Genomic DNA, 12,275 nt, shown 5'->3' on the forward strand with positions numbered 1-12,275 from the left:
CATGACACTGCGCGTAGGCTTTGCCGGCACTCCCGAATTCTCACGTCTCGCACTACAGGCGATCCTTGACGCGGGCTTTACCGTGCCGCTCGTGCTGACGCAACCTGACCGCCCCTCCGGGCGAGGGTTAAAGCTCACGCCAAGCGCCGTCAAACAACTTGCCGCAGAAATCAAAATACCTGTCGCGCAACCGCGAAGTCTGCGTCTGGAGGGAAAATATCCAGAAGACGCTCTGCTCGCACGTAACGCCTTGCAGGAGGCTGAGCTTGATGTGCTCGTAGTCGCGGCTTATGGTTTGATTTTGCCAAACTGGGCGCTGAACACGCCGCGCTGGGGATGTTTGAATATTCATGCCAGTCTATTGCCGCGCTGGCGTGGTGCCGCGCCTATACAACGCGCAATTGAAGCAGGTGATACGCACACAGGTGTCACGATCATGCAGATGGATGAGGGTTTGGATACGGGAGATATGCTTTTAGAAGAGCAAGTCGCGATCACAGAAACCGACACTGCCGCGGTACTGCACGACAAACTTGCGCAACTGGGTGCTCAATTAATTGTGGACGCACTTACACAGTTGGAAAGTGGTGCACTGAGCCCGCGTGCACAACCTACCGAAGGCGTGACCTACGCTGCAAAACTAGACAAAAGCGAAGCCGCGCTCGATCTTAGTCTGGATGCCCAAACGCTCGCGCGCCGCATCCGTGCCTTTAATCCGGTGCCCGGCGCCACCTTGCGCTTACCAGGCATCGAGGAGCCCGTTAAGATTTGGCAAGCGCAAGAACTGGAAGCGCGTTCGACTGCAGTGCTTACCATGCCCAGCGCGGCACAGAGCACGTCTGACGAGGCACGAGTACTCTCTGCGACCCATGAGGGCGTCGACATTCAAACCGGGCAAGGCACGCTACGCTTACTCGAATTACAGCGTGCTGGCGGCAAACGCCAAACGGCGGCAGTGTTTATTTCTGGTTGGTCTTGGGCTCACGCAGCTTCAGCACCAAAATAGTTAGGGCCAAGACAAACGTGATGCTGTTTGCGTAAATCAGTGGCCATGACTCGACCAGCAGGCCATACATCAGCCATAGCGCGATCCCAGAGGTAAACATCACGTACATCGCGAGCGATATGGATTTTGTGTCGCGCGTACGGATCGTCTTGATGGTCTGGGGGAAGAAGGCAGCAGTCGTTAAAAAAGCTGCGATATACCCAAGGACTTCTGGATGAAACATGCTTGGCTACACCCGCTCAAGCTCGCGCTGCTCTTTGCGCAAGCGCGCCTTGAGTCGCGTTTGCTTGAGCATTGACAGATGCTGCACAAAGACTTTGCCGTTGAGGTGATCGATTTCGTGCTGCACGCAGACAGCCAACAACCCGTCTGCCTCAAACTCGTAAGACTTACCCTCTAAATTCAGTGCTCGGACGCGCACACGCGCGGGGCGGTCCACTTCATCGTACACGCCGGGAACCGACAAACAGCCCTCTTCGTATGTGTTCTGATCTTCGCTATGGAAAATGATCTCTGGATTAATCAGCACACGCAAATCATTTTTTTCTTCGCTCACATCAATAACAACAACGCGTTCATGCACATCGACCTGCGTCGCGGCCAACCCCACACCTGGTGCCTCATACATCGTTTGTGCCATATCCTCGGCAAGCTTTCGAATCCGGTCATCCACAGCAAGGACCGGCTTGGCGACTTTGTGTAAGCGCTTATCGGGGTAATGCAAGATTGTCAGGAGTGCCATAAATCTTTTCGTTATTAAGGCGAAGATTGTTTGATATACCAATTCTAATTTAATAATCCTGAGTTTTCTAATAGCTGTTTTAAATCTGGGCGATAGCCAAAACAACACTAGACAAACCTGTCCCACCCGTCTAGAGCAGGGCTTAAGCTCATGCCAAACTTACGAGGATGCATGACTCAGACGCTTCCTTACAACAATACCACTGGCTAAGACTAAGTTTCGAGCCCGGGATCGGTCCCATCCTTGCCAATAGGCTGTTGCGCCGCTTCCAACATCCCCTTGCCTTGTACCGTAGCGCGCCAGATTTAATGAGCACGATCGTACCTAGAGCCTCCGCGCGGCAGTTGACCAGACCACCCCCCGCAGAGATACAAGCCAGGATCGAGGCAGCCTTGCGATGGTCTGCACTCCCCGGCCACACGCTCTTAACCCAAGATCAGGCAGAATTTCCGGCGATCCTACGCCACACAGAAGACGCACCCGTTGTCTTATATGCGCGTGGAAATCTCAAGTGCCTCTCAGCAAACGCCATCGCAATCGTTGGCACCCGACACCCGACGGCGGACGGGATCGCAAATGCTCACGCATTTGCTCAACACTTGGCCGCGCGTGGCTGGTGCGTCGTCAGCGGTCTAGCCAACGGTATAGACGGCGCAGCGCACCGCGGCGCCCTACGAGCGGGTGACGCGGCCGCCTCGACAATCGCAGTGCTTGGCACAGGCATTGATACCATTTATCCCCCCACACATGCAGGTCTCGCCGCAGAAATAGTCGCGCAAGGTGGACTCCTGCTCTCGGAGTTTTCCTTGGGCACAGCACCCATTGCCGGCAATTTCCCTCGACGTAACCGCCTTGTTGCCGGTCTTACTCGAGGCACACTTGTTATCGAGGCCGCACTCAAGAGCGGCTCACTCATCACCGCCAGATTGGCGACCGACTTAGGCCGTGAAGTCTTTGCTCTGCCTGGTTCCATTCACTCTCCTTTAAGTCGCGGCCCTCATGCCCTGATTCAACAAGGTGCCAAACTTGTCACTTGCGCAGACGACCTCCTTCAGGAGTTCGGAGGCTGGCATCAAATAGCGCTGGATCACGTGGAACCGGCATTACAGAACCCCCTCCAGCCATCCTCCCCAATCTGGAACGCAATCGGCTACGATCCCATTACGGAGGACGTGTTGCAGCAACGCACAAAAGTCGCCGTTGCGGCGCTGCACGAGGCGTTACTCGACCTTGAGCTTGCCGGCCATCTTCAACGTCACCCTGATGGTCGGGTCAGTCGTATGCCTAGCTAGCTGTCCTAAAAAATTACCAATTCTATGATTCGAACCTCGATACATTACGGTCTAGCCCTAATAGTGGCTGGCTTAGTTTTGACAAGCGCCCCAACCACCGCACATGCACAAGCGTGCAATGCCGTGGTTCAAAGTGATGACGCCCTACGTTACACACCACAAACGATCGAAGTGCCGCGCTCTTGCAAAGACTTTACCGTGACGCTTACGCACAGTGGTCGTTTGCCGGTGCTCGCGATGGGCCACAACTGGGTGCTCGCCAAACAATCCGACATGGCCGGTGTAGCACGCACCGGGATGTTGGCTGGTGCTGCACAGGACTATATCGACCCCGCTGACCGACGCGTAATTGCACACACCAAGGTGATTGGAGGCGGCCAGGCTGCCTCCGTCAGTTTTTCAGTTTCCGCACTACAACCTGAAGAAACTTACGCATTCTTTTGCACGTTTGCGGGGCATTCGCCCGTCATGCAAGGCACGCTCGTCTTAAAGTAGCCTAACTACGCGAGCCGAAGATTGCAGAGCCAACTCGAACCTCCGTTGAGCCTTCTTCAATCGCAATTTCAAAATCGCCGCTCATACCCATCGATAAGCGTTCGAGCGATACGCCCGCAATAGCCTCTTCGCGCGCACGCGCTTGCAACTGCTTGAGTTGCGCGAAGCAGGCGCGAACCGCTTGCGTATCTTCAGATAGTACGGCCATGGTCATCAGCCCCTGCACCCGCAACGTTTGGTAGTTCGCGAGCTGTCGCAAGAATGTGAATAGTTCTGAGGGCTCAAGTCCCGACTTAGTTTCTTCCGGTGAGGTTTTGACCTGCACCAATACATCAATGGCACGCCCCTCTTGCTGCAGCCGGCGGTCGAGCGCCTCGGCTAATTCGAGGCGGTCTAACGACTGGAGCTCATGCGCGAACTTTGCAACTTCTTTTGCTTTATTGGTTTGCAGCTGCCCGATCACCACCCATTGCACATCGCAATCCCCGAGCAACGGTGCTTTTTGTGCGATTTCTTGTGTGCGGTTCTCGCCGAACCTCGTGAACCCTAAAGCGATCGCCTCACGAATCGCCGCCACATCAAACGTTTTGCTCACGGGCAAAAGCGTTACTTCCCTAGGATAACGCCCGGCGCGCGCGCAAGCTTGATCGATTCTGTTGCGAATCTGGGCGACTCGCTCGGCCATCGTGGTGTTGTTCAACATGGGGCTCAAGGTTCCTATCTAGGTAGGTATGTTACGACATCGTAATCGGTACGCTGACGGTGTGCTGGGCGGTGGGGCTCTGCCGCTGAGACATTGCGGCGAGCCGATCCGGTCGCTAAAGATGGCGCAGTGTCAGCTAGCGATCGGTGAGGGAAGTGGGCAACGCCCATCCGCAGCTGTCTCAGCGGCAGAGCCCCACCGCCCAGCACACCGTCAACCAATCGCCCGCACGCCTTCCAAACATCCCCCATACAAAATCAGGACACCCCCACCCGCAACCCCGCATTCCCCTACAATACCGCTCACAAATTAGGCAGGCGCGAACCCCCGCCGCCGGCTTACCATTCAGCATTCAAAAACTCAACGCGAACCAAACCGCGAGGCAAGAATATGTGGGACGTAATCGTAGTAGGCGGTGGCAATGCTGCCTTGTGCAGCGCGCTCATGGCGCGTGAAGCTGGCGCCAGCGTATTGATTCTCGAGGCATCACCAAAAGAATGGCGCGGTGGAAATTCACAGCACACACGCAATTTGCGCTGCATGCACGACGGCCCCCAGGACGTCCTCGTCGACTCCTACCCTGAAGAAGAGTACTGGCAGGATCTACTCAAAGTCACCGGCGGCATCACCAACGAAAAACTAGCGCGCATGGTGATACGCGAATCCTCCAGCTGCCGCGACTGGATGCGTAAACACGGTGTGCGCTTTCAGGCCCCACTGTCGGGTACGCTGCACGTTGCTCGTACCAACGCGTTCTTTATGGGTGGTGGAAAGGCTCTGATCAACGCCTATTACCACAGCGCTGAAAAGCTTGGTATTGATATTCTGTATGACTCACCCGTCGACGATCTCGAGATCAAAGATGGCAAATTCATCGCAGCCAAAGTAGGAGACAAACGCTACCCTGGTAATGCCTGTGTGCTCGGCTGCGGCGGCTTTGAGTCCGACCGCGAATGGTTGCGCGAGGCCTGGGGCCAAAACGAGCGTGGCGAATGGCCCGCAGACAACTTCTTAATCCGTGGCACACGCTACAACATGGGCGTCGTCTTAAAGGTCATGATGCGCGCAGGCGCCGATACGATGGGTGATCCCACTCAAGCGCACTGCGTCGCCATCGATGCACGCTCCCCGTTATATGACGGTGGCATCTGCACCCGCATTGACTGTGTATCGCTGGGCATTGTTGTTAACCGTGAAGCGAAACGTTTCTACGACGAGGGCGAAGACTTTTGGCCCAAGCGTTATGCGCTGTGGGGGCGCCTCGTTGCCCTGCAGCCCGGGCAAATCGCTTACTCGATCATTGATGCAAAATCCGTGGGACGCTTCATGCCACCCGTGTTTACAGGCGTTCAGGCAGACACGCTGCCGGAGCTTGCCGCGAAGCTTGAACTGGATGTGGATACGTTTATGGAGACCGTGAACGCGTTCAATGCCTCTTGCCGCCAAGGCACGTTCGACCACAACATTCAAGACGACTGCTACACCGAGGGAATTACTCCCGCCAAAACGCACTGGGCACGTCCTATCGATACCGGGCCGTTTTTTGGCTATGCCGTGCGGCCGGGCGTGACCTTTACTTACTTCGGTCTCGCCACAGACGAAAAAGCTAGTATCTTTTTTGACGGTAAAGCAAGCCCCAATATGTATGCAGCTGGGGAAATCAACGCGGGCAACGTCTTGGGCAAGGGCTACACCGCCGGAGTGGGTATGTCGATCGGTACTGCCTTTGGTCGTATCGCCGGCACACAAGCTGCCGCAGCAGCAAAGAAAATAAAAGAAGGAGCGCAGCATGCAACCGCTTGAATCCCTAACCCGCGAAGCACAAGACCTGGCCGGGAAAACTGAACACTCGATCTCGTGGCACAAAAAAGGCATCTCGGATAACGAAGCCGAAGTTGCCCGTCAAATGCAAATTTGCAACGCCTGCCGCTACTGCGAGGGCTTTTGCGCAGTGTTCCCCGCGATGGCACGCCGTCTGCAATTCGACAGCAAGGCTGACTTGAACTATCTGGCTAACCTCTGTCACAACTGTGGCGCTTGTCTGCATGCCTGTCAGTACGCACCACCCCATGAGTTCATGGTGAACGTACCCCAAGCGATGGCCAAAGTGCGGATGGAAACCTATACTGACTTTGCGTGGCCCGCTTCGCTAGGTAAGCTGTATAAAAATAACGGTCTGACAGTGTCGCTTGCAGCGGCCTTTGGTCTCGCGCTTTTTCTAGTGCTGACGGTCATGTCGACAGGCACGCTATTACATGAGCCGCTCGCTGGTAATTTCTACGCTATCTTCCCGCACAACACGCTCGTATTGATGTTCGGTTTTACGTTCGGTTTTGCAATTCTTGCCTTAGGGATCGGTGTCAAACGCTTCTGGAGTGAAATCACGCCAGGACAGGCGACCGGTGAAGCAATCGGCGAAGCTGCGCACAACGCGCTAAAACTGAAATATCTGGATGGCGGGCACGGCGACGGCTGTAACGATGAAGACGATCGCTTTACGCTGCGACGTAGGCGCTATCATCACCTGACGTTTTACGGCTTTATGTTGTGTTTTGCGTCGACCTCTGTCGCGACGCTTTATCACTACGCCTTCGGGTTACAGGCGCCCTACGCCTACACAAGCTTGCCAGTGATCCTAGGGACGGTGGGTGGCATCGGCCTGCTCATTGGACCGGCTGGTCTGCTATGGCTCAATCTCAATCGCTCCGCTTTACACGGCGACGCCGCGCAAAAGCCAATGGATATTGGGTTTATATCGCTACTGTTTTTAACCAGCCTCACTGGTTTAGCGCTGTTGATTTGGCGTGACACCAGTGCCATGGCACTGTTACTGGCGATTCACTTAGGTATCGTCATGGCGCTCTTTTTGACCTTGCCCTATGGAAAGTTTGCACACGGCGTCTATAGAAGTGCTGCACTGCTGAAGTGGTCCATTGAAAAACGTATGCCCAATAAACTTTCACTCGGTTCAGACTGATGAAACAACATGGCCCCCTGACACACGTCAAAGTTCTTGATCTCAGCCGTGTGTTGGCGGGTCCTTGGGCCGGGCAGGTTCTTGCCGACCTTGGTGCGACCGTCATCAAAGTCGAACGACCCGGCGTGGGTGACGACACCCGAGTTTGGGGCCCGCCTTTCTTAAAAGCCGAGAACGGCGAACAAACGAAAGAAGCTTGTTATTTTTTAGCGGCTAACCGCGGCAAACAGTCCGTCACGATTGATATCAGTACGACCGAAGGACAAGAGCTTGTTCGTAAACTTGCGGCGCAAGCCGACATCGTTCTTGAAAACTACAAGGTTGGTACGCTCATTCGCTATGGGCTCGGGTACGAGGACTTAAAAGCGGTCAACCCAGCGATCATTTACTGTTCAGTGACAGGCTTCGGACAAGATGGTCCGTTAGCCGAACTACCCGCTTATGACTTCATGATTCAAGCCATGGGGGGTCTGATGAGCGTGACGGGCGAGCGCGATGGCCAACCGGGTGGTGGGCCACAAAAAGTCGGCATGCCCATCATGGATTTGATGACGGGCATGTGGGCTGCTGTTGGCGTACTCGCTGCGCTGGCGCGTCGTAACGAAACCGGTGAGGGCGAGTACATCGATCTAGCGATGCTCGATGTGATGGTGGCCACCATCGCTAATCAAGGAATGAACTATCTCGTGTCCGGCAAGACACCGCAACGCATGGGGAACAAACATCCCAATATTCAGCCACAAGATGTTTTTCAATGCACGGATGGCCAGATGGTGCTCGCCGTCGGCAACGACGGACAGTTTGCTAGCTTCTGTCAGGCCATGAATCGCCCTGATCTTGCCAGCGATCCACGCTTCACCACCAACAGTTCACGTGTCGTGAACCTGACGGCGCTGATGGAGATTTTGGTTCAAGAAATTGGACAGCGCTCTCGCGCAGCGTGCATCGATGCATTGCGCTTACACGGCGTGCCATGCGGGCCCATCAATACGATTCCAGAAGTTTTGGCAGACCCTCAGATTATTCATCGTGAGATGCTGCGCTATCTTCCCCATCCAACGGCCGGAAAAGTTCCACAAATTGTAAGTCCGCTCAAGCTCAAACAAAATCCTCTTGCCTTTAACGACGCCCCGCCATTACTAGGCGCGGACACCCAAGCAGTACTCAAAGAGATTGGCGTGACGCCAGAGCAGTACGCTGCATTACTTGCACGCGGCGTGTTGTAGCGATAGACCCTGCGCGATCAACCGCTTAGCTTATTTGGGGAAGCCAGCGGTCTTAGATCCAAACAAACGACGAAGGCCGAGCCACTGCTGAGACATAAAGCCGCGACCGTAATCACGCCCCCCTTCTGCAGGCAACTGATCGTGTATGCCGGTCTTAGCGTACGGCGTGTCAAAGCGTGCTGTCTTAAAAAGAATATCCCACAATGGGAATAGAACAGCGAAGTTATGTCCCTTTGCTGGACCAGCCGAAGACTCGCTATATTCAATGGAATGGTGATAGCGATGGAACTTGGGGCTGACGATGAGCCAATTACCTAGCTTGCCAAACGATAGTCGAATATTGCCATGCGAGTAGCTTTCAACCAACTGTGTCAAGACAACAATCAGAATAAATTGCCCGGGGGGTACACCCACTAATTTAGCGATAAACACAAACACAATGCTGCGCAACAAACTGTCGAGCAAGTGATTGCGGTTATCGCTCCACATAGTCATCTGGCGTTGACTATGATGCACCGCATGTAAGCTCCAAAACCAAGCGTAACGATGTTGGGCGCGATGGTAAAAATAGTCAACGGCATCAAAAATGAGCAGGTAAATCAAAAAACTCACCCAGGCGATGTCTGTCACGCCTGGCCAAACTTGATCCACGTGAAAGGTCGTAAATCCTGCGACGCGTGCCTGCCCAAAGAGCGCATCGGCCAACGGTGCCACAGAAAAAAACAAAACAAGTCGAAACAGACCGAGCCGATGAATGAGCGTGTACAAAATATCGTTGCGTATTTCCTTGCGATTGACCACGGGCTCGACAGGTCGCCAGCGCTGTAACGCACCAAAAACTGTGGCTATCATCGCGATTTGTAATAGCCCGATCAGCAGCCACATCGTTCCGTTGTAGGCGTCCTCGAGATAGCCACTCAAACCAAGGTTAAAAAATAGTGGCTGCACAATCGTCTCAAAGAGCCATTGGTGTGCATGATCAAACAGGTCACTGGCGAATTGAATCATCACTATTTTTTATCAAAGGTTGCGTCATAGGCGGCAGGCTCTGGACATACGCGGGATGGGTGTCGATCGTCGCAAAACAAAAGCCACGTAGCTTTAGGCCTTCAATTAAAGGCTCAAGAACCGTCGGCGCCCAAGGATCTTTACGCGACCAAATTCCCAAGTGTGCCATCAAGATGTCGCCAGACCGAATGTTCCGCAATGCACGCTCCAACAGCACAGCATTAGGATACTGCTCACTAGGCAGCTCATCGCCCAAAAACCCTGCTGGCGCCCAGCCTACATGCTTATATCCACATGCTTGCGCGGCTTGCAAGAGCGCGGGTGAGGTGTGCCCCCCAGCCGATCTAAACAGCGGCAACATTCTGCGCCCCGTCATTTCTTCAAACCGCTCACCCGGCCGCGCGAGCTCGCGGCAATAGTCCTGAGCGGTCCAGATCTGGTTCTTGCCCTGAAGCGGTCCGGCGCTTGCCCGAACCCTGAACGAACCATCAGGCAAGTCTGCCCGCCAATACACATGGTCATAAGTGTGCGAAGCGAAGACGTGCCCCTGCTCAGCCATCGCTTCCCACCATGGCGCCCACTCATCATCTAGGCTAGTCCCGCCGGTGCGCGTCAGCTCATTGGCCAAAAAAAAGCTCGCGCGAACACCTTGCCGCTTCAACACATCTTCAATCAGCGGCGCTACTTCCATATGCCCGGTATCAAAGGTCAGATAAATTGGGCGACTACAGCTCGGCTGCGACGACTGAGCGCACGCAATCGAAGCAGACAAACTAAGAGCGACGGCCCAACCCTTAATCCCGGCTCGCATGATTCAGCGTCCATACGCCGTGCGGTGACTTACCGACAGGGATCTGTTTCACCACCGCTTTTTTCTCAATATCGATCACGGCAAGCCTGCCAGCCCAACGTGCAGTAACCAGAAGGGTCTTACCGTCCGCCAACATTTCCATACAATCTGGCCCGGCTGGCGTTTTATACGTGTCAACAACTTTTAATGTCGTCCAGTCGATACGACTAATCGTATTTGCACTACGGTTGCTCACGAACACATGCCGCTTATCGCCCTGCGACCGGAAGGCGTGCGCGCCTTTACCCGTCGGGATACGCGTTTTGAGCACGGCCTTGCCACTCGACATGTCGTACGCCTCAACCGCATCCTCGCCTGTCAGGCCGATCAACAGCGTCTTGTCGTCGGGTGTCAGATATAAATCGGCAGGTATCTTGCCGACGCTAATCGTCCACAACCGCTTTTGCGTCGCTAGCTCGATCGCCGTCAATTGATTGCTATCCTGCAATGTAATGTAGGCAACCTTGCTCTTGCTATCAATTGCGATATGGCTCGGCGTTTTTCCTGCTGGAATACGCTTGACCAAATGCAGCTTGAACTCCTCGCCCACACGCTCCCAGCGATAGATATCTACATGATCCAAACGGTTTGCGGCTGTCACAAACCATTTCATGTCTGGCGAAAATCGCAAATGGTAAGGATCAAGAATCCCCGTCATCGTGCGCTGCACCGCGGCAGTCTTCGGGTCTAGAAACGTAATCGAGTCACCTTCGGCATTGGCCACCATGACCGACTTATTGTCTGGCGTCAGATACAAGTGATGAGGCTCTTTACCTACTGGGATCCGCTTCGTCTCGGTGTACGTTTGGGGATCAATCACACTCACATCCGCGTTCAGCGAATTAAGCACAAGAATCGGTGGAGCTGCCCACACACTCGCGGCAACGAGTCCGCAAAGAGAAAAGGCTAGTCGGAGGGCAGCGGTAGAGATTGATCGATTAAGTGTCATGTGGAACCATTCATACGTTGAACTGCAAGACAACATTTTCGCATAGGCTAAGACTTGCTCGGTAGCGGGCGGTGCACCTTGGCACCCGGATGCGGCGCGCGCATGACCAGGATGCTTCCTGACTCAGATTCAGTGCAGTACAAATCACAATTTTCTGCACCACCGAACGCAACATTGGTGACAACGCTGTCCCTTGGACTCGTCCAGACAAAAATTGGTTCCCCACGCGGATTAATTAACCATACGTAGCCTAGACCAGGATTAGCGATGGCGAGGTTACCTGCCACATCCACGGCCAGACCATCAGGGCCACTGGGTCCATACGCAGTAAAGAACTGTCCCACTTTTGCAACGCTACCATCGCTCATAAGCGGTGCACGCCACACACAATTGCCGCGAGTGGCCGCGACATACAACACCTCCTCATCAGGTGACAGCACTAGGCCGTTAGGGCTTGGCACGTTGCTCAGCAACAAATCAAGCTTGCCCGACGGCTGGAGGCGATAAACTCGCCCCGTCGGATCATGCATGCCTGACTGACCCTGATCGGTGAAGTAGATATTGCCTTGCGAATCGCACGTCAGATCATTCACGCCCTTGAAACTTTCAGTATTGCGTCGCGCAAAATAGGGCTCAATCTTGCCAGACTGAATAGCCAAACGCATCAACCCATTCTTGTAGTCGGTAATTAATAGCGCATCATCCGACAATAACTTCATCCCATTGGGTTCACCGTCGTACTCCACAATCTGCGTCCAGTCGCCTTTGGGATCGATTCGAAAGACTCTCCCGAAAATGATGTCGGTGACATACAAATTGCCCTGCGAGTCAAAAACCGGGCCCTCTAAAAAAGAATCCATCGCTACACCGCCGCGATTTGCGTCGGCCCAGGCTGAACGAACACCTGTACGTCGAAACTTGCCCGGCATCTCTGTAAACACGTCGGCTTGTACACATTCTGGAGCTTGTTTGTAAAACATATTGCCTCACTTAGCTTATCCGGTACGCCATTTTGACAGGTTCGGGC

The 12,275-nt window shown here is 54.2% G+C and carries 13 protein-coding genes; 6 read left to right on the forward strand and 7 right to left on the reverse strand.

Features of this window, described 5'->3' with window-relative positions; all coding sequences use genetic code 11:
• Positions 1–7: 7 nt before the first annotated feature.
• Positions 8–1,006: a methionyl-tRNA formyltransferase gene (gene fmt, locus KZZ10_RS04140; protein WP_259660991.1), complete on the forward strand. Its 999-nt coding sequence runs from the start codon at positions 8–10 to the stop codon at positions 1,004–1,006.
• On the opposite strand, the gene KZZ10_RS04145 is transcribed toward fmt, so the two are convergent.
• Together KZZ10_RS04145 and def are read right to left on the reverse strand one after the other, a co-directional pair.
• Positions 960–1,229: an SWEET family sugar transporter gene (locus KZZ10_RS04145; RefSeq protein ID WP_259660242.1), complete on the reverse strand. Its 270-nt coding sequence runs from the start codon at positions 1,227–1,229 to the stop codon at positions 960–962. The genes fmt and KZZ10_RS04145 overlap by 47 nt on opposite strands.
• Before the next feature lie 6 nt (positions 1,230–1,235).
• Positions 1,236–1,748, reverse strand: a complete 513-nt coding sequence (def, locus tag KZZ10_RS04150; protein WP_259660243.1) for a peptide deformylase — start codon at positions 1,746–1,748, stop codon at positions 1,236–1,238.
• A 167-nt stretch (positions 1,749–1,915) separates the two neighbouring features.
• Between def and dprA the strand changes: the two genes are divergently transcribed.
• On the forward strand, positions 1,916–3,040 hold the full coding sequence (gene dprA / locus KZZ10_RS04155) for a DNA-processing protein DprA (RefSeq protein ID WP_259660244.1): 1,125 nt from the start codon (positions 1,916–1,918) through the stop codon (positions 3,038–3,040).
• Positions 3,041–3,064: 24 nt separating this feature from the next.
• Positions 3,065–3,535: an azurin gene (azu, locus tag KZZ10_RS04160; RefSeq protein WP_259660245.1), complete on the forward strand. Its 471-nt coding sequence runs from the start codon at positions 3,065–3,067 to the stop codon at positions 3,533–3,535.
• Position 3,536: 1 nt separating this feature from the next.
• Here the strand turns inward: azu and KZZ10_RS04165 are convergent, their stop codons facing one another.
• Complete coding sequence (locus tag KZZ10_RS04165) at positions 3,537–4,238, reverse strand: YggS family pyridoxal phosphate-dependent enzyme (RefSeq protein ID WP_259660246.1); 702 nt, start codon at positions 4,236–4,238, stop codon at positions 3,537–3,539.
• Positions 4,239–4,628: 390 nt separating this feature from the next.
• Here KZZ10_RS04165 and tcuA point away from each other — a divergent pair, with 390 nt between their 5' ends.
• The 3 genes from tcuA to KZZ10_RS04180 are packed head-to-tail and all read left to right on the forward strand — an operon-like array spanning position 4,629 to position 8,441.
• Positions 4,629–6,041, forward strand: coding sequence for an FAD-dependent tricarballylate dehydrogenase TcuA (gene tcuA / locus KZZ10_RS04170; protein ID WP_259660247.1), 1,413 nt, complete (start codon positions 4,629–4,631; stop codon positions 6,039–6,041).
• Positions 6,028–7,215 carry a tricarballylate utilization 4Fe-4S protein TcuB gene (tcuB, locus tag KZZ10_RS04175; RefSeq protein WP_259660248.1) on the forward strand — a complete coding sequence of 396 codons (1,188 nt, stop codon included), beginning with the start codon at positions 6,028–6,030 and terminating at the stop codon, positions 7,213–7,215. The genes tcuA and tcuB overlap by 14 nt, the downstream gene beginning before the upstream one ends.
• Positions 7,215–8,441, forward strand: a complete 1,227-nt coding sequence (locus KZZ10_RS04180) for a CaiB/BaiF CoA transferase family protein (RefSeq protein ID WP_259660249.1) — start codon at positions 7,215–7,217, stop codon at positions 8,439–8,441. The genes tcuB and KZZ10_RS04180 overlap by 1 nt, the downstream gene beginning before the upstream one ends.
• Before the next feature lie 30 nt (positions 8,442–8,471).
• On the opposite strand, the gene KZZ10_RS04185 is transcribed toward KZZ10_RS04180, so the two are convergent.
• Genes KZZ10_RS04185 through KZZ10_RS04200 form a run of 4 tightly spaced genes read right to left on the reverse strand, consistent with a single transcriptional unit; the run spans position 8,472 to position 12,228 of the window.
• Positions 8,472–9,449 carry a sterol desaturase family protein gene (locus KZZ10_RS04185; RefSeq protein WP_259660250.1) on the reverse strand — a complete coding sequence of 326 codons (978 nt, stop codon included), beginning with the start codon at positions 9,447–9,449 and terminating at the stop codon, positions 8,472–8,474.
• Positions 9,430–10,260: a polysaccharide deacetylase family protein gene (locus KZZ10_RS04190; protein WP_259660251.1), complete on the reverse strand. Its 831-nt coding sequence runs from the start codon at positions 10,258–10,260 to the stop codon at positions 9,430–9,432. Before KZZ10_RS04190 ends, KZZ10_RS04185 begins: the two co-directional genes overlap by 20 nt.
• Complete coding sequence (locus tag KZZ10_RS04195) at positions 10,244–11,248, reverse strand: YVTN family beta-propeller repeat protein (RefSeq protein WP_259660252.1); 1,005 nt, start codon at positions 11,246–11,248, stop codon at positions 10,244–10,246. The genes KZZ10_RS04190 and KZZ10_RS04195 overlap by 17 nt, the downstream gene beginning before the upstream one ends.
• A gap of 47 nt (positions 11,249–11,295) precedes the next feature.
• Positions 11,296–12,228 (reverse strand): SMP-30/gluconolactonase/LRE family protein, encoded by a 933-nt coding sequence (locus KZZ10_RS04200; protein ID WP_259660253.1) that lies wholly within the window; start codon positions 12,226–12,228, stop codon positions 11,296–11,298.
• Between the last annotated feature and the right edge of the window lie 47 nt (positions 12,229–12,275).

The sequence above is a fragment of the Zwartia hollandica genome (assembly GCF_019923725.1).
Taxonomy (GTDB): Bacteria; Pseudomonadota; Gammaproteobacteria; order Burkholderiales; family Burkholderiaceae_B; genus Zwartia; species Zwartia hollandica.